The organism is Arachnia rubra (assembly GCF_019973735.1).
In the GTDB taxonomy this organism is placed as follows: domain Bacteria; phylum Actinomycetota; class Actinomycetes; order Propionibacteriales; family Propionibacteriaceae; genus Arachnia; species Arachnia rubra.
Map to the genome: position 1 here is coordinate 147,763 of NZ_AP024463.1, position 23,243 is coordinate 171,005.

Consider the following 23,243-nt stretch of genomic DNA (forward strand, 5'->3'; position numbering starts at 1 on the left):
GATGGACCGAGTGGATCCCTGAGCCGCTAGCCAGCCGCCACTTCACACATGCTTGGTACACCTTCATCTGCGAAGAGCTGAGAAACGGAGGTGCGGCAGGTATGCTGTTAGGCATGAAACGAGTTCTTGTGACCGGTGGTGCAGGGTTTATTGGGAGCAATTTCTTACACTGGCTAGCGCGAAATACCGATGCTTCATGGACGGTGTTGGACTCACTCACATACGCTGGGAATCTGGCCTCATTCGAGGGGCTTCCCTCTGAACGTCACGCTTTCGTCGAGGGGAGTGTCGCCGACCTGGACCTAGTGAGTGAACTGGTCGAAGCGCACGACGTGGTGGTTCATTTTGCTGCTGAATCCCACAACGACAACTCATTGGATGCGCCGCGTGCTTTTATCGATACGAATATCGTGGGGACGTTCAATGTGTTGCAGGCGGTGAGGGTGCACGAGCGACGCCTCCATCACGTATCCACCGATGAGGTCTATGGTGATCTAGAGCTCAATGATCCCGCTAAGTTTGCGCCGGATAGCCCCTATCGCCCCTCCAGTCCCTACTCAGCCTCCAAAGCCGCAAGTGACCACCTCGTGAGGGCATGGGTTCGCAGTTTTGGAGTCGAGGCCACCATCAGCAATTGCTCCAATAATTATGGGCCTCGACAGCATATCGAGAAGTTCATACCGAGGCAGATCACGAATATACTTGATGGGGCTCAGCCGAGATTGTATGGAGCCGGTCTCAATGTGCGTGATTGGATTCACGTCGACGACCACAATTCGGCGGTTTGGCGTATTGTTGAGTCGGGCAAGATTGGAGAGACCTATCTCATCGGGGCCAACGGAGAACAGGCTAACAAGACCGTGGTTGAGATGATTCTGGAACTCATGGGTCATAACGCTGATGACTATGTTCATGTCAACGACCGTAGCGGGCATGACTTGCGTTACGCGATTGACTTCTCCAAGCTTCGTGATGAACTGGGGTGGGAGCCGAAGTTTACGGAGTTTAGGGCTGGGCTCAAAGAAACCATCGACTGGTACCGGGCTAATGAGTCGTGGTGGCGTCCCGTCAAGGCCACGACGGAGGCCAAGTACTTGGCGCGCGGCCAGTAGGAGTAGATTCTGTGCGCTCGTATCACGCCCTAGCCGAGGATGTGTTCTGGCTGGGCGTCGACGGATGCCCGTGGGTCGTCAATACGACGACCCGCCATCGGGGGCAAAGCATCGCGTCACGCCCGCGGCGCTTCACACTGACACTGGACAGGATCAAGGAGATTGGATTCTCGCCTTGAGATGGTGCTGCGGGTCTCCATGAATATGTGCGCCGACTCGGTGCACAGTCAGCCACAACAAGAAGTACTGAGAAAGGAGTAAGTAGTGAAAGGAATTATCCTAGCAGGCGGGTCTGGTACGCGTCTCCATCCCCTTACCATCGGGTCGTCTAAACAGATGCTCCCGGTATACGACAAACCGATGGTCTACTATCCGTTGAGCACGCTTATGCTCGCAGGGATACGCGACATCCTGGTCATCACCACCCCCCATGATGCTGAGGCATTTCATAGGCTGCTGCGCGATGGAAGCCAGTGGGGAATCAATATTGTCTACACGATCCAGGAGGTTCCCAATGGGCTCGCGCAGGCCTTCGTGTTAGGTGCCGAGCATGTGGGGCGGGAATCTGTCGCCCTAGTCCTGGGTGACAACATCTTCTATGGCCCCCGCATGGGCTACCAGTTACGGCGCCACACCGACCCTGACGGCGGGGCGGTGTTCGCCTATCACGTCTCTAATCCCAAGGCCTATGGCGTTGTTGAGTTCGACGCGTCCTTCAGGGCACTGTCCATTGAGGAGAAGCCCAGCGTACCGAAGTCCAATTACGCTGTTCCAGGCCTGTACTTCTATGATAACGATGTCCTTGAGATTGCCCGGAAGCTGAAGCCCTCAGCCCGGGGAGAGTACGAGATCACTGACGTAAACCAGACTTACCTCGAAGCAGGGCGACTTACGGTCGAGGTCTTACCACGCGGTACAGCGTGGCTAGACACCGGAACCTTCGATTCTCTCGCCGAAGCGACAGCATTCGTAAAAACCGTGGAAGCACGGCAGGGACTCAAGGTGGGAGCCCCTGAGGAGGTCGCGTGGCGCATGGGCTTCATCAACGACGACGGGCTGAGGAGTTGCGCCGAGACACTCGGCAAGTCCGGGTATGGACAGTATCTGCTCGGGCTCATGGATACCTGATAGCCAAGTAGGGGCCTTCCGGCCCACATACGTTGTGTCCCGACATGGTGGTGCAGCGGCGGTTCTCTTGTGAGTGGCTGGTCTGGAACTATCGGGGCGAGGGAGAGCTCCGGTCCCTGTTGCAACGAGCGCGTTTCTCCAGTGTGTCTTCCCTCTGCGGTTGGTGATCCGTGACGGCTCGGTCAGGCCACCTTGAGTCCGACCGATTTGTTGCTCGTCTCAGATTGGGTCGGGGCAGTCGTGGTGCTGTCAATCTTGTGTTCGCGTAGGTTCTGTTTCATCACTTTTCCTGTCGATGTCATGGGTAGCTGGTTCACAAAGTGGATTCGCTTGGGGATCTTGAATCCGGCGAGGGAGCTGCGAGCGAAGCTGCGCAAGGCTTCGGCCTCCACGGACGTGGTGGCGACAACGTAGGCGACGACGATCTCACCCCAGTACTCGTCGGGGTGTCCCACTACGGCCACATCATCGACTGCTGGATGGGCGGCGAGAGTTTGCTCCACCTCAATCGTGGAGACATTCTCGCCCCCTGAGATGATGAGGTCCTTGGCGCGGTCGACGATCTCGATGTATCCGTCGGGGTGCATGACCGCCAGGTCACCGGTGTGGAACCAGCCACCGCGGAAAGCTGCTGCAGTAGCCGCCTTGTCTCTGAAGTAGCCGGACGTCACCGTGTTGCCGCGCAGCACGATCTCGCCGACGGTCGTACCGTCCGCAGGTACGTCCGTCATGCTGTCGTCCGTGGTGATGACCCTCACGGGTTCGGCGGTGAGCATCGACACTCCTTGCCGAGCCATGAGGCGTGCCCGCTTGTGGGTGGGCAGGTTAGACCAGGAAGTCTGTGGTTCGCACACGGTATAGGGGCCGTACGACTCGGTCAGGCCGTAGACATGAATCACCGTGATGCCGAGTTTCACTAGGCGTTCAATTATGCCGGGGGTGGGGGCTGCGCCAGCTGTGGTGACTGTCAGCGGGTGACGCAGCTCCCGGCCCGCAACCCCATTGGCAATGATGTTGAGGACGGTGGGGGCCCCGCACAGGTGGGTGACTCCCTCGCGGTTGACGAGGTTCCACACGGTCTCGCAAGTGACCGCGCGCAGACACACCTGCGTTGCTCCCGTGCCCACTGCTGCCCACGGCACGCACCAGCCGTTACAGTGGAACATCGGCAGCGTCCACAGATACACAGAGTGGCAGTCGAGCGCCTGGTGATGGATCTGGCTCAGCGCGTTGAGGGCCGCGCCTCGATGGTTGTACATGACTCCCTTCGGTCGCCCGGTGGTACCTGAGGTGTAGTTGATCGAGATCAGGTCCTGCTCGGAGTGATCCGGCCATCCAGTGATGTCGTCAAGGGCCGCGGCCGTGAACTCGCCCCAGTCACGGACGCCCGGAGTGGGGGAGGGCGTGACCTGTCCCTGAGCGTCAGGGAGCAGGAAGACTTGCAGCGACTCCGGTAACTGTGTGGGTAGGCGGCTGGTGTGTGCCGGGTCGACGAAGCAGTACGCCGCCTCGCAGTGCTCCAAGATGGCCAGGATCTCGGGGGGTGCCATCCGGGTGTTGAGGGTCACGAGCACTCCACCTGCTGTTGGGACGGCGAAGTGGGCGATCAGGAGTTCTGCGGAGTTAGGGGCGATCATCGCCACACGGTCGCCCGGCTGCAGGCCGCAGGCAATGAGGTGCTCGGCAAACTGCTGTACCGAGGTGGCCAAGTCCTCGAATGACCAGCGGCGGTCCCCGTCGACGACAGCGAGCTTGGTGCGGAACGCGGTGGAAGAACGCGCGAGGAAGGCGAGCGGAGACAGCGGTGTGGACAGAGGCGACATCGAGGCGTTCTCCTTTTTAGAAAATGAACATACCGAAGACCCAGCAGATGAGGGCGTTTCCGGTGGCTATAGAAAAGTCGTCCGTGCTTCGGGGGGAAATCAGCTCCAGCACAGTGGAGTTGGCGGCGATCGTGACGGCCAACAGGATCCAGACCCCGCCGAGCCCATTTGTGAGGATGATCCCGAGGCAGAATGTCAGACCGACGATGAATCCGGTTACGGTTCCGCCTACAGACTTACGATTGAGGTCGCCAAGGCCAATGACTTTGATGGTCTGGCGTCCGTACAGACTGCCCCCGATCTCGGCTGCAGCGTCCGTGACGAGGTAGGCCCCCCAGATGAGGGCGAAGATGATAGCGAAATGCTGGGGCTCGTAGAGAGGAGCCAGTGCCAACCCGAGCGGGACCAGGATGAACTTGAACAAAGTCCACAGGTTTATCGACATCAGGCAGTTCGCCCGAGCCAAAGTTCCGTCCATGATGCGGGTCTGCGAGCCGTACAGGGCGGCGCCGACGATGCCGTCGGCCCGGTAAGCCGCGATGAATACCCAACCTGTGACGACAGCGTCGAGGAGTTGGTCGCCGAGGAACAAGGTGACGAAATCGTTGCTGGGGGACACGGCGATGTGCTGGTACAGGTGGTAGAAGCTGGCGAGGGCCAAGGCGAACGTTCGACCGCGGCGACCGATCATGTCGATAATCCGGATACGTCGCTCAGAGTAACGCCGCGTCATCTCCGCGACGCTGAACTTGTGGTGCATCCGCGAGGAGGCAACGAGCTTGCGGTCCTCGGATGTCATCCCGACGACCTTGGCTAGCAGCAGGTTCTTCACCCCGTGCCAGATCAGCCCCCACCCGAGAGTCCCGAACACGAGAACGTCGAGGACAGCCAAGACGGAACTCACTGTCAACTGGTAGCCGCCGTAGAAGGCGGAGTGTCCGGTGAACTGGGTCACCACCCAATATGCTGTAAGCACTACGTTGCAGGCCAACAGGACTCGAAAGACGGTGTTGGCCCGGTGCAGCGACGTCATTTCTGGGGCGGGCCTGAGGACCTCGACTGGTGTCATAACTTGTTCCACGTGACCAAGGTAGGGGAGGGGTGGAGTAGAGGCAGTCGATTTGCGGTTAGGGTGACTTCCTGCATTGCCAGTGGTCTGGTGACGAATATGGCCGACCGGTCAGAGCGCCGTAGCCAACAGTTTGTTCTGTAAAGGGGGAGGAAGCAGTGAAGTGTCTGGGGGATTATTCAGTGAATCTGAAATCCTTGCAAGAAAGGCAGGGCTTAAATAATCGCAAGAGCGGCTCATTTAGATAGAAAAGAATTTGACAAGCTTCCGCGTCTGCGGCGTCCTTGTCATAGCCCAGATAAGGCCTAGCGCAGTGAGCGTGATCGCATCGTAATGGGCGAGCACTGAAACTGGAGAATGAGAATGGTATGGGGTGTTGCCAGTGATGCCGTGGAGGTTGACTGATGGTTGAGCCCCTCAAACTCAATGGCTTCGAAGAACTCCCCCCCCACGGACCGTGCCGGTCTGCTGCTCCATCACGTTTGCCCGTTGTGATGCCAGCAAACAGAGCCATCGTGGTGCTCTCGGCGTGGAAGAGTGGGTGCCGTGCTGGATGATCTCGGTTCTGATGTTGCCCTGCGTGAGCCACCCAGGCGGGTGGTGTCGCTGGTGCCGTCCCTGACGGAGGCGATCGCCGTCACTGTGCCCGGGGTGCTCGTCGGGGCTACGGACTGGTGCACCCATCCCGCTGGACTCGACGTCACCCGGGTGCGGGGCACCAAGAACCCCAATCGCGACCTCATCGCCGCGCTTCATCCCGACCTCGTGGTGGCCAACCAGGAGGAGAACCGCCGTCTCGACGTCGACCGGCTGCGGGCTGCCGGAATCCCTGTGTGGGTGACCCGCATCGACAGCATCGCCGAGGCCCTCGATAGCCTGGACCGGCTGTTCCGGGAGGCCTTCGGACTGCGTGAGACCGACTGGATTGACAAGGCCCGCGAGGTGTGGAACCGGCCGCCGAGGCTGACCGGCCGGGTGGCGCTCCCAGTGTGGCGGGACCCCTGGATCTGGGTGGGCGCAGGCACCTACCCCAACGATGTGCTGCGCCGCCTGGGCCTGGTCAATATTGTTGATGAGTTGCGGTATCCGCATCTTAAAATCAGCGACGCCCTCCGCCGGAATCCCGACCTGGCCCTGCTTCCCGACGAGCCCTACCCCTTCACCGCAGCCGACGGCCCGGAGGCGCTGGGGCCGGTGCGGCCGGTCGCGGTGAAGGGCAGGTCGCTGTTCTGGTACGGCCCCGCGATGCTCAAGGCCCGGGACGAGCTGGAGGCCGCCCTGCTTACGTAGCCTTACACGATGGCTTGCTCTTGGCGCTGAAAGGCCCCTGCCTGCCAGTAGATGCCCAGGGCCAGGGTGAAGGTCGTGGCGGTAAAGGCGCTGATACCCCAGTAGCCGGGCAGGATGGTCAGCAGGGTGCCACCGATCGCGCCCGTGACGGAGGTTCCCAAATACATTGCGGTGTTCGATAATGACGACACCGTCCCTCGGACCTGTCCCGCGTGACTCTGCAGCTGCCCCATCATCACCGGGAGCAGTGCGCCCCCGGCCAGCATCGTGATGGCGAACGCAGCGGTCGCGCTCCACCGGGACGGCATCGCCGAGGCGGTCAGGAAGCCACAGCCGACGACGATGATCCCGGCCCACAGCGAGGTGCGTTCGCCGATCCTTGCCACCAGCCTTGGGCCGGCGAGCGACCCTATTCCCTGCCCGATACCGATGACCATCATGGAGGTGCCGAGGTCGGTCTGCGCCGCGCCGAAGTCCCTGGCCAGCCACGAGGCGATGAACGAGAACGCGCCCAGGCAACCCGCCTGGAAGACGAGATACGCCACCAGCGACCACCTCAGGACCCGCGACCCGAGAACCCCCCGGTAGGGGTCGAGGATCCTCTCTGAGCTGGTGGATGGTCGGACGTTCGGGAACGCTGCGAACAACGTCATCCACAGCAGGACGCTGGCTGCGGCGATCGCGAAGAAGGGAAGCCGCCAGTCCTGAGCCGACAGGTAGGAACCGATCGGGATGCCAGCCACCTGGGCAATCGCCAGGCCTGCCGTCGCATACCCCATGACCTTGATGACCGACCCACGCGGCACCACCATCGGGATGGCTGCCCAGATCTGCGGGCTGACGAAGGCTGCTCCCACACCCGCCAAGAAACGCGTGGCGAACATGGACCAGAAGCTCCACGTCAGACCGCAGGCGCCGGTGAACACCGTGAAGGCCGCCACGCCGGCCAGTAGGACTGCGCGGCGGTCGTTGCGGTCTGAGACTGGGCCTGCGACCAGGGCGAATAGCGCATACCCGAGGGCGTAGGCCGACACCAGCCAGCCCGCCTGCGCTAGTGGGACGCCGAACTCACGCTGCAGCAGCGGCAGCAGGGGAGTGATGAGAAAGGTGTCGGTTCCGATCACGAAAAGGGTGAAGAACGACAGCACCCCCATCACCGGCTCGCTGACGGTTTTCTGATGGCTGGGCATGACCACTCCTTTCATTCGATGTTCGTCGAACTAAGAATTGTTCAACAGGGTGGAGTAGTCAAACCTGGTGTGGCGATGGGTTGTGTCGCACGAGGGGCGAGCTGGTAGCGTCAATGGTTGGGTTCTCGTCGAACAATCGGTGGATCGGAGTGTGTGGAGATGGCCAGGGAGGTATCCCATCCGGCTGCGGCTGACCTCAGTCTGGACGCGGTGCTGGGCGCGCTGTCCGATCCACTCCGCCGCGACATACTGCGCCGCATCGCCGACGAAGGGCCGCTCTACTGCGGTGATCTGGAGTATGACGTCGTGAAATCCACCCTCTCGCATCACCTGAGGGTGCTGCGGAAATCTGGGCTGATGCACACCGAGGTCTTGGGCAAGCATCGCCGGATCACCCGCCGCGACCACGTCGTCGGACGGCGTTTCCCCGGTCTGCTGGAGGCAGTCGGATTACCACCGGGGGAGGGCCGCTGGGAGGAATAGCCCCAGCGACCCCGTGTGTGATTTCTCAGGTGGTCTTGATGATCCCTCCGTCGGCGATGATCTCGGTGCCGGTGATGTTCCCGGCCGCAGGGGAAGCCAGGAAGGCGATCAGCGCCGCGACCTCCTCCGGCTCGCTGATCCGCCCGGACGTGATGCCGAAGGTGGCGGGCATGGCGGTCAGGAAGTCGGCGTGGGGCGCGCCGTTCGCGGCTGCGACCTGGGCGCCAAAGCCGTCGGGGTCGCGCCACAGGCCGGTCCCGACCGGGCCGGGGGAGACGGTATTGACCCGCACGCCCTGCGGACCGAACTCCTCGCTGAGGCGTTTGCCAAAAGCGACGAGCGCGGCCTTCGCCTCGCTGTAGCCGACCGGGCCGGTGGAGGGGAAACGGGCATTGACCGATCCCAGGTTCACGATCGCCCCCCGGCGTTCGATGAGGCTCGGCAGCGCCGCCTTGGAGGTCCAGACCGCGCTGAAGAGGTTGAGGTTCAGCAGGTGGTGCCACTGGGAGTCGTCGCTGTCCAGGAACCCGCCCAGGCCCATGTGGTCGAGATCGCCGGCGCCGACGTTGTTGACCAGGATGTCGAGGCCGCCGAACTCCGCCAGCGCCGTCCCGACCGCGGATGCGGCCCCCTCGGGCGTCGACAGATCTGCGGCGATGGCGGTCTGGGCCACTTCTGCCAGCTCCGGCGTGATGGTCCGGGCAGCCCCGGCAACGCGGACCCCCTCGGCGGTCAGCGCCCGGGCGACGGCCAGCCCGATTCCCCGACTGGCGCCGGTGACGAGTGCGGTCTTTCCCTCAAGGTGTAGGTCCATGTGCAGCCTTTCTTTTTGAACTATCGGTCTAAAACTTGGGTGTGTGAAAGCGCGGGCTTCTGTGTTCATGACGTCAGAGTCCCGTGAGTGCGGTGTCGATCACCCCGTAGAGGGTCGGGGCATCGTGGGTCATGGCCATTACCCGCAGGCCTGCGAGCGTCGTGGCGAGGTGGTGGGCGAAGGCGTCCGCGTCGAGGTCGGCCCGGACGTCGCCCGCGCACTGGCCGCGCCGGATGCGTTCTGCGAACCAGCTCGTCGACTCGTTCTGCATCCGCCGCAGCTTGCGGGCGATCTCAGGGTCGTGGCCCGCGAGCTCGACCGCGGTATTGCCGATCAGGCAGCCCCGGCGCTGCGGCTGTGCGAGGTCGGAGTCGACGACGGACCGCAGCGCGTCGGTGAGGCATTCCCTGGTGCTGCCCGGATGGTCCAGGAGACCCTTCGCGAGATCGGTGATCTGCTGGTGGTACCGGTCAAGACACTTGTCGAACAGCGCCCGCTTGCTGGTGAAGGCGTTGTACAGGCTGCCCTTCGCGAGCCCCGTCACCTCTGCCAGGCGAGCCGGGGAGGTCGCGTGGTAGCCGTTGGCCCAGAACTCCTCCATGGCGCGGTCGATGACCGCGTCGTCGTCGAAGGTCCGAGGCCTGCCCATGACGTCGAGGGTAGCGGTATTGGACCCATGGGTCAATAATTTTCTGCTGCGGTGCTGCGCCGTCAGTAGAAGGTCCAGCTGGGTTCTCTCACCTCACGCAGGCCAGGAAGGTCTTGTCGGGGACCTGGCTTGTGGTGAACCACCGCGCCTTGCTCTGGGTGATGACACAGCCGGGGGCGGCCCAGGTGTCAGGAAGAATGCGCCAGTCGACCAGCAGAGGTGTGGCCGCGGGCAGGTCGGCAGGGATGTCGGTGGATGTGCCGGGGCGGTGCAGCCTCAGATGTGGGCCATCTGACATGCCCCAGGTGATGGCGTAGAGGTCGCTGGTGGGCCAGGTCTTCTCCAGGTCTTGTATATCCAGGCTGTCTGGTAGGTCAGCGGGGGGTGGCATGAGGTCTGTGATGCCGCCGGTGCTGGGGTCAAAGACCGCTACCTGGTCGTCACGGCGCAACACCAGTCGGGTTCTGGAGGCGCCGTCGATGTCGTTGAACTGACCCAGGGGGATCGTGCGGCCGTCCGTTAGGGAGTATGCCTGGATGTGTGGGTATGAATCCGGCTCTGTGGTGCCTGGTGTCTGCGTTGCCTGCGCCACCCAGCCGTTGACCTCCGGCACCCTCAGTCGTCCCCCGTGGAGAAGCAGTTTGTTGACGAGAAGATTTCGCAGCTCTGCTGTCCTGCTCGGCTCGGATGCATCCGCCACTTGGGCTTTCGCGAGAGCAATCTTGGGATTTGAGGAATTGCTGGAACCGGATTGTTGAGGCATCTCGACCTCATCGATGTAGCGCGTGCCGTCACTGCCTAGTAGGCGGAAGCCGGCCAGCGCCTTTGCCGAGGAGAGGCCGACGGAATCCATCGGCTTATCGTCGATGGTGGTTTCTGCGGCGGCGACTTCGCCGGTGGCAGTGTCCAGGATCTCGATTATGCTGACCTCCTTGGTCTTTTTCCTATCGTTTTCTCTGGAGCAGAAATTCACCATGGCGAAATGGCGGTCGGAGCTGGTCAATAGGTAATTTTTTTCTTCTTTGCCGTTCCAGCTCTTTAAATTCAGTTCGCATATCTTCAGGTTGGTGCGGTGGCGTTCCCAGAGCGTGTTGCCGTCTGCATCGAGGGCGGTGATGCCGTGTTTTTGAACGATGATGGGGCCTCGGAGCCCGGGTTCGCCGTCGAATGAGGCGCCATCGAGGACCTTAACCCAGGCGACTTCGCCGGTGACGGCTTGGGGCAGGTCGGGATAGAGCTCGGTGCCAGGTGCGGCGGTGGCGGCTATCAGCTTAGGGGTGAGCTGCCACATCATGCCCGTGATGAGTGCGAGTGCCAGTAGCGATGCCAGTCCGCCCAGCCAGGCGCTGGGTTTGAGGATTTGTTTGAGGGGGTTTCCTGGGTTTGAGCCTGAGATTTTCACCGTGGCGTCGCAGGTGGCGGCGCCGGTCAGCGCCAGGATGGCGAGGCCTGCCGTGAGGCGTCCGGGCTGAGGAATCGTCACCTGTGTTGAGCCAGCCCACAAAGCCAGCAGCCGGTACGACGCCAGGGCTCCACCCGCGACAGTGCTCGTGACGGTAAACCATCGTGGCACCACGGCGAGCCATTGCGGCACCGGGAGCCGGAAGCTCTCCCGCCTGGCGAACAGCCACCATGTGAGGGACCAGCCGGTTCCGAGAATGATTGCCGCCCAGTCAGCTTCTGATGGGCTCATGGTGATGGGAAGCGTCGGATAGAGGCGGGTGCTCCAGATCACCAGCCCGATCCCTACCAATAGCAGGATGATCCGGGCTCCGGACAGCAGGGCTGATAAGCGGTTCATCTCTTCATCACCTCACACAAGCCAGGAGGGTCTTGTCGATTTCGCGCACGCTACTTCGCTGTCTCGTCGTGTTCTGGACCATGACGCAGCCGGGAACAGCCCAGCTGGTGGCCCGGACAATGTCGTCCAGCTTCGGAGCGTTTGCGGGGAGCTCCACAGGCACATCGACGGATGTGCCCGGACGGCGCAAAGCAAGGTGAGGACCGCCTGTTGTTCTCCAATCGACGGTGTAGAGGTCGCCAGTGGGCCAGGCCTTTCCCACGTCGTTGATGTCCTCAGAGTTGGGAGTGCCATCGGAGGGCTCCGGGTAAGGCATGGGATCGCTGATGGTTGCGGTGCCAGGGTCGAACACCGCCACCTGGCCATCGCGGGCCAGCACTAGGCGGGTCTCGGAGGTATGCAGGACCCTGTCGAAATCGCCGAGCGGCACCGTCTGGCCTGTGTTGAGGGAGTAGGCCTGCAGTGTAGTGGCTTTCGAAGTCCCAGGATCTGAAGTCCTAGGCGCGAGTTGCGCCATCCAGCCGTGGGCAGTGTTCACGCGGTCCCTATTGCCATCGATGAGGTTGTCGACGCGCTGGTAGTCGTCCGGATCGGAGTCAGAGAACATGACGATAGAGCAGGGAGCGGCGCGGATGCAGTCCGTCTGGCTGATGAACTTTGAGTCCAGACTCGTGACATTTTCCTCTCTCTTCGGGTGCATCTTGTTCCAGATGATGCTGCCGTCCGACAGGCGGACGCCTTCGTCGCCGATCCACGCCACCTGGTTGGTGAGCTGCACCCCGGGCTTTTCCCACATAGATCGCTGAGCGACGACGCGGCCGGTAGCTGTCTCCAGGACCTCCACGACGTCTTCGCCGTCGAACATGATGGCTGCGTAGACGCCATCGGGGCTGGTCACCAGGTGCGGATTGACGGTTGAATGAGTGTCACCCAACTCCCCCAGTTTTGAGGAATTCCGCCGGTGCTCCCACAGGACGTGGCCGTCGGCTGCGTCGAGGGCGATCACGCCGTTTTCGACCGCGATGAGCGGGCCGCGCGTGCCCGCAGCCTCATCCAGCGGGGCGCCCTCCACGACGGTGGTCCAGGCCACCTTGCCGCTGACCGAGCCGGGCATGGCAGGGTAGGGTTGCTGGCCGGGCGCGGTGGTGGAGATCGGCTGGAAGCTCATCGACAGCAGGCTCCCGGCGACGACGGTGAACGCCAGGAAAGCTGCCAAGGCACCTACCCAGAAAGCCGGGCGGCGTAACTTGGTGACGAATGTCCGCAGCCACACCAGCTGTGACGGTTTGTCATCTGGAGATGATGTGGTCTCCTCGGGTGAGTCGGAAGTTCCCGGGTCGTTACGGCTTCTGACGTCCCGGATGATCAGGTCGCAGAAGGCTGCGGTTGTCAGGGTCAGTATTCCCAGCCCGGTCGCCAGCACCCCGGTGGGGGCCAGGACATGTTGCGCTCTTTCGCCCCACAGGTAGAACAGCCGAGCTGAGACCAGGTATCCGCCAATGACCATCGGCCAGGGGAATTCACTCTGAATATCTGTCTTATCAGACGACAAATACAACCACGTCAAGGCCGATACCGTCACTCCGATGAACAGCCACGCCCATTCAAAAAACCCCAGGCTGATGGGGGGCGCGGGTGTTGTCAGTGACTGGAACAGGCCCCAGCCGATCAACACAGCTCCTGTCACCGCCAACGCAATCCGGGCCCCCGACAATGTGGTCGATATGCGGTTCATCGTTGCACCTGCCCTGCCTGCGGATTGAGGTAGGAGACGGCTCCTGGAGTCTTCGGCTCATGTGGAGCACGTTTCCTGGCTGACTGGTTCTTGTCGCCGAACGGCGCGAGGTCCCGTCCGGTGTTGAGTCTGGTGGGGAGGAGAATGACTGGGCAGGTGTGCGGCAACGTGGCCCCCTGGGAAGAGAACCGGCAGGCCGCTGCGCCGCAGCCGGTGGCCACGATCAATGCAGCAGGCAGGATCCATCCCATAAGCCAAGTTTGCCATTGCAAATAGAATATGTCACGCCGAAGACCCTGCTGATGGAGTCGGCGGGGATGAATCCGGTCAGCGCCCCCGGCGCCAGGCGGCTGATGGCCAGGGTCCGGTGGAGCGCATCGGGTCCACCGCATGGGCTGGTCTCGCTGTGCGCGGGAAGTGGCGATAGCGACATCGGCCGGGGCGATGCGGTGTCCCTGCCGGTGGACAGCTGATTTTTGGAAGTGAACATTCATTTTGATATGAGTATGGATGTCAACTAAAGCTAGGCGTAGCTTGGTGGGCCTGTGATTGACCGTGCTAGCTGAAAGTGAATGATGACTGAGTCTGCGACACCAGAGGGCACTACCACTGTCCGCTCCTCCTCGCGCAAGGGGCTGGCCAACTCGGTGCTCGGCACCCGGAACCTCATGATGACCGCGGCGCTGGCCGTCGTCTCCCTGATCCTAGTGATCCCCCTCAACTACGTCGGCGGGCCGCTGATGGCCACACCCGGCGGAATCATGATCGGGTGCGCCATCATGGGGCTCTGGGTGATCCCCTACCTGCTGCCCGCCGTGGTGGTCAGACGCCCGGGAGCAGTCATGATCGCGTCCCTGATCATAGGTGTCATCTCCATCTTCACCACGCCCTACGGGCCCTCGGCCATCGTCGGGAACTTCCTGGGCGGCCTCTTCGTCGAGGTACCCCTGGCCATCATGCTCTACCGGAAGTGGACCTGGTGGGCCTACCTGGCCAGCGCCGCCGTCTTCGGGCTGCTGAACGGGCTCATATATGCCGCGGCCCTTTCCGCGCTGGGGAACGTGGGTCTGATCCCCGTCGGGGTCGCGATCTCCGTGGTCTCCGCGCTCGCTGGCGGCGGGATCTGCATCCTGCTGGCGCACCTGCTCCACCGGGCCGGCATCGCCATCGACCACGATGCCTGAGCCCGGCGACGTGCTCACCGGGCCCAGCGACATGGCCGGTTCCCAGGCCCAGGTCGCCGGGGACGATGTCCTGGCTAAGGTGCGTGATCTTTCCGTGCACTACCTGGGAAGGCAGGAGTGGATCCTGAGGCAGGTCAGTTTCGACCAGCTGGCGGGGAAGGTCACCGCCGTGATCGGCCCGTCAGGCTGCGGCAAGACCACCCTGGTGCGTGCGTTGTGCGGTCTCGTGCCCCACTGCCTAGCCTCCGAGTACTCCGGCAGTCTCCAGCTGGCCGGCACCGAGATCGCCGACGCCTCCGTCCAGCTCATCTCCGGTCACATCGCCTACGTCGGGCAGAATCCCGACGCTGCGGTGGTCACCCGGACCGTTCACGACGACGTCGCCTTCCCGCTGCAGAACCTGTGCCTTCCCCGCGACGAGATCAGCTCGCGGGTGGTGGACGCGCTGAACAGCGTCGGGCTCCTGGACCGGATCTGGGACGATCCCTGGACGCTGTCCGGCGGGCAGCGGCAGCGCCTCGCGGTGGCCGTCGCCCTCGCCATGCGTCCCAGGCTGTTGGTCCTCGACGAACCCACCAGCACCATCGACCCCGCCGGCCAGCGCGACTTCTACACACTGGTCGCGGGGCTCGTCGCCGGCGGCATGGGGGTCGTCGTCATCGACCACGACCTCGACCCGGTACTGCCCATCGTCGACCAGGTCCTGGCGCTTGACGCTGACGGCCGGATCATAGCCTGCGGGCCACCGGGCGAGGTCTTCGGCCAGCACCGTGACGAGCTGGCCGGCGCCGGGATGTGGCTGCCGCGAGACCTGCGCGCCGGGACCGCGTCCGGGCTGGCCCCGCAGCTCAGCGACTTCTGCGCCCCCGGCGAGGTGCGCAGCTTCGAGCGCAGTCCCGAGGGGTGGCGTGAGATCCCGGTCATCGATACCATCGACGACCGGGCCGCCGACGAGACGCCTCACGTCGATGTGGTCGGCCTGGGCGTCCCGGGACGATCCCCCGAGGTGACGATGCGGCTGGGTGGCGGCGAGTTCGTCGCCCTGATCGGACCCAACGGTGCCGGCAAGTCGTCGCTGCTGTCCGCGCTGGCAGGGCTGGTGGGCTCCACCGCCACCCGCGCTACCGTCTGCGGGCAGCCCGTCAGACATGGCCAGCATCCGGTGGGATACGTGTTCCAGAATCCCGAACACCAGTTCGTCGCCTCCACCGTCGAGGCCGAACTGTCCGTCGGCGGCACGCCGGCTGCGCGGGTCGATGACCTGCTGGAACAGTTCCACCTGACAGGGCACCGCTCCCACCATCCCCTCACCCTGTCTGGCGGGCAGGGCCGCCGCCTCACCGTTGCCACCATGGTCAGCGAGGAACGTGACGTCGTGGTCCTGGACGAGCCCACCTACGGGCAGGACTGGGACAACACCCGCGAGCTGATGGCTTTCATCGACGAGCTGCGCGCCCAGGGACGGACCGTCATCATGGCCACCCACCACCTGGAGCTGGCCCTCAGTCACTGCACCCACCTGCTCGCCCTGCCCCTGGCGGCTGAGGACAGGCCGCCGGCGTCCGCCGCTCCCGTCGAGGCCACGGTCCCAGAACGTCCCCGGAAACGGCGTGGCCTGCTCACCGGGCTGAACCCCCTGACGATGTTCCTGGCGCTGCTGCCTGCCATGGTGGCGGTCTTCGTCCTCAGGAACCTAGCACTGAACCTCGCCATCATGACGCTGGCCTGCGTGCTCATCGTCGCGGCCCGCGCCACGCTGCGCCGCACCATCGGCTCGGTGGCCGGCATCTGGGCTATCGCGGCCCTGATGGTCTGGGCGTTCTCGGGCCTCAGCGGGACCGGTGCCGAGGCGCGTTTCTTCGAGCGGGGCGACACCCTGACCGCGGGCACCGGGATCGCGGCCCTGATCGCATTGGTGCTGCTGTCCGGGATCAGCACCGATCCCGACAGCCTGGTGCGTACTCTGACCAGCACATTCCGCCTGCCCTATCGCGTTGGTTCGGCGGGGATTGCAGCCATCGCCTTCGTCACCCGCTTCCGCCAGGACTTCGTGATCCTGCGTACCGCACGCGCCCTGCGGGGCATCGGACGTCGCTGGGGTGTGCTGGCGCCCGTCGCGCGCTGGCTGTCCTCGGTGGTGCCGTTGATGATCCTCGCGATCCAGCACGCCGAACGGGTGGCCCTGTCCATGGACTCGCGTGCCTTTGGCGCTCATCCGAGACGAACAGAGCTCATCGACGTGCCGTGGCGGATGCGCGACGCGGTGGTCGTCGGGGCCGTGTGGGTGGCGACCGCCGGTCTGTGGTGGTGGCTCGGGTGATCCAGCCTCAACCGTATTTGAAATATCAGCAACAGGAGGAGAAACAATGGCTGTCACCATCGGTGACCTCATAAGACCCGCTCGCGGGGCGATGATCCTCTCGGGCGTCCTGACCGCGATTGGGGCGGTCCTGGCGGTGGTGCCGTTCATCGCGCTCAGGCACATGGCGGCCATCTGGCTGCAGGAGGGCGACCTGCAGGGCTGGGCGTCCAATCCCTGGGTGTGGGCCGTCGTCGCCGTCGTCGCGCTGTTCGCGTCCCAGCTGCTCTACCTGATGGGTTTGGGCGTCACCCACCTGGCCGAGGCCAAGCTGCGGCACCGGCTGCGCGGCCTCCTGGTGGAGGCCTTCAGTCGCCTGCCCCTGGGCAAGGTGGCGCAGATCCCCCACGGCGCCATCCGCAAGACCGTGTGCGACGACACCGCCGCCATCCACACGCTCGTGGCGCACGTGCCGGGCGACGTCACCAACGCTCTGGTCGGGGTCGCGGCCGGGGGCATCTATCTGTTCTGGACGGACTGGCGCCTGGCCCTGGCGCTGCTCGGCCTGTGGGTGCTGGCTTTCGTGGTGATCGCGGGCACCACCATGCGCGGCTACGGTGACATCACCGCGCGGTTCGGCGAGGCGCAGACGGGGCTGGCCTCCGCGACCGTCGAGATGCTGGAGGGCATCAAGGAGATCAAGAACTTCCAGGCCACCGACGCCACCCGCACCCGTTTCAGTGCCGCCCGCCACCGTTTCTCGGACCTGTCGTACCAGTGGGTCAGCCAGTCCGGGAAGTCCATCAGCCTGCTGGGTGCGCTGCTGCGCCCGGCGACGGTGTTCGCCACCGTCGCGATCCTCGCAGTGGTGTTCACGTCCCAGGGCTGGACTGAGCTGTCGGCCACCTTGCCGTTCTTCCTCCTGGCCCCGGGACTCCCCGAGGGCGTGACGGTAATGATCGGCCTGGCGCAGCACATCTACGAGTCCAACATGGCCGCCAAGTCCACGGCTGCTCTGCTGTCCGAGGAGCCCATGCCCCAGGGCACCTTCGACCAGGGTGATGGTGACGCCCCCGGCCGCGTCGAGGTCGATGACGTGACCTTCGCCTACGAGCCCGATACGCCCGTATTGAAAGGGGTCTCCTTCACTGCCGAACCCGGGACTGTGACGGCGCTCGTCGGGCCCTCGGGCGGTGGCAAGTCCACTCTGGCGCGGCTCGTCGCCCGCTTCCACGACGTCGGCCAGGGGGCGGTCAGGATCAGCGGGGTCGACGTGCGGGAAGCGACCTTCGCGTGGCTGCTGTCGCGGGTTGCGATCGTGTTGCAGGATGTCGCCCTGACCAATGACTCCGTCTTCGACAACATCGCGCTGGGAAGACCCGGCGCCACCCGCGAGCAGGTCGAGGCCGCCGCCCGCGCCGCCTGCGTCCACGACCGGATCATGCGCCTGCCGAAGGGCTACGACACGATCCTGGGCGAGGAGGGTGGGTTCCTCTCCGGCGGCGAGCGGCAGCGCGTCACCCTCGCCAGGGCGTACCTCCAGGACGCGCCCATCCTGGTGCTCGACGAGGCCACCGCCCAGGCCGACCCGCAGTCCGAACGCGACATCCACCAGGCGCTAACGAGGCTGGCGGAGGGCAGGACCGTCATCATCATCGCCCACCGGCTGACCACCATCCGCGACGCCGACCAGATCCTCGTGCTGGAGGACGGGCAGATCACCGAGCGGGGGAGACACGACGAGCTGCTGGCTGCCGGCGGGCGTTACGCGGCCATGTGGCACAGCCAGGACCTGGCTGTCTCCGCAACCGCCTCCGAGGAAGGGGAATGACCATGTGGAAACTCGTCTCCCGGGTCGTCAACGCCGCCGAGATGCGCGTCATCGTCGGCTGGTTCGTGGCGTCCGCCGTCCTGCAGGGTGTCACCCTGGCGCTCATGATCCCGTTCCTGCGGGCCCTTTACGCGCGCGACGGCTCCCTGACGGCTTGGCTGGTCGCCGTGCTGGTGCTGGGGGCGGTTACGTTTGCCGTCGACACCTTCGCGATGTTCCGCTCCTATCGGGTGAGCGTGTTCGAGGTCTGTGACACGATGATCGACCGCGTCGCCGAGCACGTCCTGGCGCTGCCGCTCGGCTGGTTCAACGCCAAACGCGAGGCCGCCGTCGTCAACGCGATCTCCAAGGAGGTCAACATCCTCTCCCACCTGTGCTCGATGGTCATCCCGAACCTGTGCAACGCCTTCATCGTGCCGCTGGTCATGCTGGTGGCCGTCGGATTCGTCGAATGGCCGCTGGCTCTCATCATGGTGGTCGCGATCGTGCCGCTGTACCTCATCTGGCGGCTCATGAGCGCGGCCACCACCCGCGCCAACGAGCTGGAGGACCAGGCTGCCGCCGCTGCGGCCGGACGGCTCGTCGAGTTCGCCCGCCTGCAGCCGGTGCTGCGGGCCACCGGGGTGAGCGAGCAGGGCTGGGCGCCCGTGCAGGAGGTCCTTGAGGCCGACTCCAAGGCCACCCTCGACGGCCTGCGCATCAAGGGGCGGCCAGCCCAGGTCTTCAACCTCGTGATCAACGTTGTCTTCGCCCTGGTGCTGGCGCTGGGGCTGTCCTTCGTCAGCGGGCACAGCCTCGATGTGGTCGCCTACCTGGCCATCATCACCGTGGTCGCGCGGATGCTGCTGCCGCTGACCAAGGGTGTCCTGTACGCGTCGGAGGCCGACAACGCGGTCGTCGCGCTGAAGGCCGTCGGCGCCATCCTTGACGCGGAACCGCTGCCCGAACCGGCCCCTGACCAGGTCGGTCATCCCGACGGGACCAGCATCGTGCTGCGTGACGTGTCGTTCTCCTACGAACAGGGACGGCCGGTCCTCGACGGGGTGTCGCTGACCGCCGAGCAGGGCAAGGTCACTGCGCTCGTCGGCCCGTCCGGTGCCGGCAAGTCGACTGTATTGCGGCTGGCTGCGCGGTTCTGGGACGTCACGGCCGGGTCGGTGACCATCGGCGGGGTCGACGTGCGTCACCTGCCGGCCACGAAGATCATGGCGATGACGTCGATGGTCTTCCAGGAGGTCTACCTGTTCGACACCACCATCCGCGAGAACCTGCGCATCGCCCGTCCCGACGCCACCGACGAGGAGCTGGAGACAGCGGCCCGCCGCGCCAGCCTCGACAAGGTCATCGAGGCCCTGCCCCACGGCTGGGACACCCCAGTCGGGCCTGGCGGGGTCAGCCTGTCGGGCGGGGAGCGGCAGCGGGTGTCCATCGCGCGGGCGTTCCTGAAGGACGCCCCGGTTCTGCTGCTCGACGAGATCACCTCGGCCCTCGACGGCGAGAACGAGTCGGCGATCACCGAGGTCATCCGGGAGCTGTCCCGGGGGCGCACGGTGTTGGTGGTCGCGCACCGGCTGTCCACCATCCGGCAGGCCGACCAGGTCGTGTTCCTGGAGCCGTCGCCTGGTGGCGCGCGGGTCGCGCAGGCCGGGACGGTGCCGGAGCTCACCGGACAGGACGGTCCCTTCCGCGGCTTCGTCGAGGCCTACACCGCGGCCTCCCGCTGGCAGCTGTAGGACCTACGCTCCGGTAGGTAGCAACAAAAGGCCGGTCTGCCTGCCAAAACCCGCTACCTACCGGAGCGTAGGTTTGTCCCTAGCCTGGGACGGGCGACGAATTACGATTGGTGGGGGTGAGATAGGAGGGCCAGGTGCTGTCTGCTGATGCGGCTGTGCTGATCCGGGAGATCCAGGAGTCGGAATACCCTCTGCTGGAGGACTTCCTCTACGAGGCGATCTTCGTTCCCGAGGGGATCCACAGCCCGCCTCGCTCGATCATTCGTCATCCTGAGGCGTGGCCCCTGATCGATGGGTTCGGCACCTTGCCCGGCGACCACTGCCTGGTCGCGGAAACCGGCGACGGCGTGGTCGGCGCGGTGTGGGTGCGCATGGTCAAGGCGTACGGCTACCTCGACGAGAGGACCCCGCTCCTGTCGATCTCTCTGCTTCCTGGATATCGCGGCCGGGGGATCGGGACTGCGCTGCTGGGGCAGATGCTCGACGACCTGCGGTCGCGTGGCTACCAGCGGGTCTCTTTGTCGGTCCAGCGGGCAAACCCGGCCTTACGCTTGTATTGCCGGGTCGGTTTCGTCGTCCATCATGACGACGGCGACGAACTGGTCATGGTCTGCGACCTGGCAGGCGCGGACCAGCCCGGTACGCCAAACCCGGGATGAGCGACCCGCAGAACGCGCAATACGTGATGTCCCAGGGCGGTTGGCCGCGGGGAGGGCCGGTGTGTGCCATGGCGGGCCCAGCCGTCGTGATCGGTCCAGGCCCAGAGGATGGCAGCGTGGCGACTTCAGGTGGCTGGCCTGGTGCCCTGAGACGGGCGGCTCACTCGCGCCGGTGCTCTGCCTGCGCGTTCTGCAGCTGTCTCGCGTGCTCGTCGAGGAGGTCGCTGACCCTATCGGCCAGATCGGCCAGGGGGACGCTGTCAGCCTTGGTGGGCTGGGAGGCCTGGAGCATGGCGGAGATGCTCATGCCCAGGACCCCGGCCCGGTCCTCTGCCATACCCGGGGAGATGGTGCGTGTCTGGGCGGCGAAATAGCCGATCAGGAGCAGTTCGAGAGCGGCTGCCTGTTCCTCGGCCGACCAGTCGGTCCGGACCGTGCCGTGTTCCCGCCACAGGGGGATGAGGCGGCGCAGGATCGCGGGAGGCCCGCTCTCAGTGGCGATGGCGTGGGCGCGGGGATCGTCGAGGAGCGCGCCGAGCACGTCGGCGTCCGTGACCTGCAGGGCACGGACCAGAGGACGCCCCAGCCAGGCCTTAGCGAGGGCCACGCACAGCCGTTCCGCGACCGCCAGCGCGGGTTCGGCGCGGACCTGCACCGCCAGGTCGTGGAGCACATCGGCGAGGCTGCGGGCGATGATCTCGAGGAAGAGGTCCTCCTTGGTGTTCCAGTACAGGTACGGGGTGCCCTTGCCGACGTGGGCCCGCTGGGCGACCGCGCTCATCGTCACGCCCTTGAACCCCTGTTTCACGACGAGCTCCTCCGCGGCTGCGAGGACCTTCGCGGCCCTGCTGCTTTTCTGCGCGACAGACATGGTGGTCATGACCCAAGCTTCGCTCAGGCCAGGTCCGCGGCCAAGTCGCTGTTGCGCAGCCGGAAGTGCTTGGACCGGAGCATCAGGTTCATCAGCGCCGGGAACTTGAACATGAACCGGCGCATCGCGACGCTGATGCCCTGCCTGCGCTGTTCTTTCGCTGAGGTCTGCGTGAAGATCGCGCGCATGGGGTAGGCGGACTGCTGGAAGTCGGCGATCGCCGGGCGGAGCTTGTTCTCCCAGGTCGACAGCGCGGTCTCGACGTCGTCTGGGTGTTTGGCGAGCATGAGGCCCAGCGCGTCGGCTCCCGCCAGCGCAGACGTCGCCCCCATCCCGGAGTACAGGGTGGGGCACCAGGCAGCGTCCCCGAGCAGCACGACCCGGCCGTCGTGCCAGTGATCGACCTTGACCTGCTCGACCGAGTCGAACAGGAACTCGTCCGTGTTCTCCAGGTGCTCGATGGCAGCGCTCATCATGTCGCCCAGGGGCTCTGGGCCGTAGACCTCGCGCAGCCGCTGGGAGACGCCGGTCTGCCGGGCCTTTGCGCGCTCAGCCTCCACGTCGTCGACCTGGTACGAGAACAGCACTGTGGGGGCGTGGTCGGCGAATGGGAACACCCAGAACGAGCGTCCCGGCTCGGAGAGGACGGCGCCCTCCTGCTGCACGAGACCTGGCAGCGGCTCTGAGAGCTCGAAGGCGCAGATCATAAACCCGAGCCGGTTGAGATAGCGCTCATGTGGGTCCCAGGCCAGCTGCCGCACCGTCGAGCGGATCCCATCCGCGCCGACGACCAGGTCGAACCGCTCCGTCGTCGACTCCTGGGTCTGGGTGTCCGTCAGCACGACCGACACCCCGTCGCCGTCCTGGGAGATGGCGGTCGGCGTGGTGGCGAAGCGGATGCTCACGTCGTTGGGCAGGGCCTCGAAAGCAGCCTGCTCGACGTCGCCCCGGAGCATCATCCACGGCCCATTGGGCAGGTCCTGGAAGCCGAGCCCAGGTTTGCGGTTGCCAGCCCGGTCCACCGTGCATGTCTGTGCCCGGGCCGGGGTCCGGTTGGGGATTCTCTCCAGGCCCATCCGGGCTGCGGCGATCCGGCCGCTCCCGAACATCGCGATGAAGTACCCGCCGCGACGCCTGCGGGCCGCACGTTCGACGACCACAGGGTGCCAGCCCGCCTTCTTCAGGGCAGTCGCGGCGGACAGCCCGGCGATGCCGGCCCCGACGATCAGTGCTTTGCGTGAGGTGCCTGTTGTCTGTGCCATGCCTCCAGATTAGACATACTGACCAAAACACTCAAATGGTCAGTATGTCGATAGGATCTCTGCGGCCTCGGCTGTTCCGCGTTTGGTCTCGTTTCGCAGGGCGTGCCGGATGATCCACCGGCGTTGGGGCGATGGATCATCTGTCCAGCGGCCCAGTAGGGCCAACGCCGCGGACCGGTTGTCCTTGAGGTAGTCGTTGACGTTGTTTGCCACCGACTTCTGGACGAAACGGGAGGGGTCGTCCTTCAACGTGTCGAGCACCTCAAAAACCGGCTCAGGTTCTTGGGTGAACAGCGACAGTCTCTTCGAC

The 23,243-nt window shown here is 64.6% G+C and carries 21 protein-coding genes; 10 read left to right on the forward strand and 11 right to left on the reverse strand.

Annotated elements, in window-relative coordinates; genetic code table 11:
• Positions 1–113: 113 nt before the first annotated feature.
• Complete coding sequence (gene rfbB / locus SK1NUM_RS00480; protein ID WP_212323965.1) at positions 114–1,112, forward strand: dTDP-glucose 4,6-dehydratase; 999 nt, start codon at positions 114–116, stop codon at positions 1,110–1,112.
• A gap of 264 nt (positions 1,113–1,376) precedes the next feature.
• A complete protein-coding gene (rfbA, locus tag SK1NUM_RS00485; protein ID WP_212323967.1) occupies positions 1,377–2,240 on the forward strand; it encodes a glucose-1-phosphate thymidylyltransferase RfbA in 864 nt (287 codons plus the stop codon).
• Between the two features lie 182 nt (positions 2,241–2,422).
• Here the strand turns inward: rfbA and SK1NUM_RS00490 are convergent, their stop codons facing one another.
• Both SK1NUM_RS00490 and SK1NUM_RS00495 read right to left on the reverse strand, forming a co-directional pair.
• Entirely contained in the window at positions 2,423–4,063 is a 1,641-nt protein-coding gene (locus SK1NUM_RS00490) for an AMP-binding protein (protein WP_212323969.1), read from the reverse strand.
• Between the two features lie 16 nt (positions 4,064–4,079).
• Positions 4,080–5,018 (reverse strand): diacylglycerol/polyprenol kinase family protein, encoded by a 939-nt coding sequence (locus tag SK1NUM_RS00495; protein WP_212323971.1) that lies wholly within the window; start codon positions 5,016–5,018, stop codon positions 4,080–4,082.
• 660 nt (positions 5,019–5,678) lie between these two features.
• Between SK1NUM_RS00495 and SK1NUM_RS00500 the strand changes: the two genes are divergently transcribed.
• Positions 5,679–6,422 carry a helical backbone metal receptor gene (locus SK1NUM_RS00500; protein WP_212323973.1) on the forward strand — a complete coding sequence of 248 codons (744 nt, stop codon included), beginning with the start codon at positions 5,679–5,681 and terminating at the stop codon, positions 6,420–6,422.
• Between the two features lie 2 nt (positions 6,423–6,424).
• On the opposite strand, the gene SK1NUM_RS00505 is transcribed toward SK1NUM_RS00500, so the two are convergent.
• A complete protein-coding gene (locus tag SK1NUM_RS00505) occupies positions 6,425–7,612 on the reverse strand; it encodes an MFS transporter (protein WP_223927679.1) in 1,188 nt (395 codons plus the stop codon).
• A gap of 159 nt (positions 7,613–7,771) precedes the next feature.
• Here SK1NUM_RS00505 and SK1NUM_RS00510 point away from each other — a divergent pair, with 159 nt between their 5' ends.
• Positions 7,772–8,095: an ArsR/SmtB family transcription factor gene (locus SK1NUM_RS00510; RefSeq protein WP_212323976.1), complete on the forward strand. Its 324-nt coding sequence runs from the start codon at positions 7,772–7,774 to the stop codon at positions 8,093–8,095.
• 25 nt (positions 8,096–8,120) lie between these two features.
• Here SK1NUM_RS00510 and SK1NUM_RS00515 read toward each other — a convergent pair whose 3' ends face one another.
• The 5 genes from SK1NUM_RS00515 to SK1NUM_RS00535 form a co-directional block, all read right to left on the reverse strand.
• On the reverse strand, positions 8,121–8,909 hold the full coding sequence (locus SK1NUM_RS00515) for an SDR family oxidoreductase (protein ID WP_212323978.1): 789 nt from the start codon (positions 8,907–8,909) through the stop codon (positions 8,121–8,123).
• Positions 8,910–8,982: 73 nt separating this feature from the next.
• Positions 8,983–9,558 (reverse strand): TetR/AcrR family transcriptional regulator, encoded by a 576-nt coding sequence (locus SK1NUM_RS00520; protein ID WP_212323980.1) that lies wholly within the window; start codon positions 9,556–9,558, stop codon positions 8,983–8,985.
• Between the two features lie 88 nt (positions 9,559–9,646).
• Complete coding sequence (locus SK1NUM_RS00525; protein ID WP_212323982.1) at positions 9,647–11,359, reverse strand: hypothetical protein; 1,713 nt, start codon at positions 11,357–11,359, stop codon at positions 9,647–9,649.
• 7 nt (positions 11,360–11,366) lie between these two features.
• A complete protein-coding gene (locus SK1NUM_RS00530) occupies positions 11,367–13,094 on the reverse strand; it encodes an outer membrane protein assembly factor BamB family protein (protein ID WP_212323990.1) in 1,728 nt (575 codons plus the stop codon).
• Positions 13,091–13,345 carry a hypothetical protein gene (locus SK1NUM_RS00535; RefSeq protein WP_212323992.1) on the reverse strand — a complete coding sequence of 85 codons (255 nt, stop codon included), beginning with the start codon at positions 13,343–13,345 and terminating at the stop codon, positions 13,091–13,093. The genes SK1NUM_RS00530 and SK1NUM_RS00535 overlap by 4 nt, the downstream gene beginning before the upstream one ends.
• A gap of 15 nt (positions 13,346–13,360) precedes the next feature.
• Between SK1NUM_RS00535 and SK1NUM_RS00540 the strand changes: the two genes are divergently transcribed.
• The 6 genes from SK1NUM_RS00540 (at position 13,361) to SK1NUM_RS00565 (ending at position 20,800) form a co-directional block, all read left to right on the forward strand.
• Complete coding sequence (locus SK1NUM_RS00540) at positions 13,361–13,567, forward strand: hypothetical protein (RefSeq protein WP_212323994.1); 207 nt, start codon at positions 13,361–13,363, stop codon at positions 13,565–13,567.
• 99 nt (positions 13,568–13,666) lie between these two features.
• Positions 13,667–14,278: an ECF transporter S component gene (locus SK1NUM_RS00545; RefSeq protein WP_212323996.1), complete on the forward strand. Its 612-nt coding sequence runs from the start codon at positions 13,667–13,669 to the stop codon at positions 14,276–14,278.
• The gene (locus tag SK1NUM_RS00550; RefSeq protein WP_212323998.1) at positions 14,271–16,598 is read left to right on the forward strand and encodes an ATP-binding cassette domain-containing protein; all 2,328 of its coding nucleotides are present in this window, start codon (positions 14,271–14,273) and stop codon (positions 16,596–16,598) included. The genes SK1NUM_RS00545 and SK1NUM_RS00550 overlap by 8 nt, the downstream gene beginning before the upstream one ends.
• A gap of 46 nt (positions 16,599–16,644) precedes the next feature.
• Positions 16,645–18,408, forward strand: coding sequence for an ABC transporter ATP-binding protein (locus SK1NUM_RS00555; RefSeq protein ID WP_212324000.1), 1,764 nt, complete (start codon positions 16,645–16,647; stop codon positions 18,406–18,408).
• Positions 18,405–20,141, forward strand: a complete 1,737-nt coding sequence (locus SK1NUM_RS00560) for an ABC transporter ATP-binding protein (RefSeq protein WP_223927681.1) — start codon at positions 18,405–18,407, stop codon at positions 20,139–20,141. The genes SK1NUM_RS00555 and SK1NUM_RS00560 overlap by 4 nt, the downstream gene beginning before the upstream one ends.
• 134 nt (positions 20,142–20,275) lie before the next feature.
• Positions 20,276–20,800: a GNAT family N-acetyltransferase gene (locus tag SK1NUM_RS00565; protein ID WP_223927683.1), complete on the forward strand. Its 525-nt coding sequence runs from the start codon at positions 20,276–20,278 to the stop codon at positions 20,798–20,800.
• Positions 20,801–20,960: 160 nt separating this feature from the next.
• Here SK1NUM_RS00565 and SK1NUM_RS00570 read toward each other — a convergent pair whose 3' ends face one another.
• Genes SK1NUM_RS00570 through SK1NUM_RS00580 form a run of 3 tightly spaced genes read right to left on the reverse strand, consistent with a single transcriptional unit; the run spans position 20,961 to position 23,194 of the window.
• Positions 20,961–21,680, reverse strand: coding sequence for a TetR/AcrR family transcriptional regulator (locus SK1NUM_RS00570; RefSeq protein WP_212324008.1), 720 nt, complete (start codon positions 21,678–21,680; stop codon positions 20,961–20,963).
• A 14-nt stretch (positions 21,681–21,694) separates the two neighbouring features.
• Positions 21,695–22,933 (reverse strand): FAD-dependent monooxygenase, encoded by a 1,239-nt coding sequence (locus SK1NUM_RS00575; RefSeq protein ID WP_212324010.1) that lies wholly within the window; start codon positions 22,931–22,933, stop codon positions 21,695–21,697.
• 39 nt (positions 22,934–22,972) lie between these two features.
• Positions 22,973–23,194: a hypothetical protein gene (locus SK1NUM_RS00580; RefSeq protein ID WP_212324012.1), complete on the reverse strand. Its 222-nt coding sequence runs from the start codon at positions 23,192–23,194 to the stop codon at positions 22,973–22,975.
• Positions 23,195–23,243 lie beyond the last annotated feature (49 nt).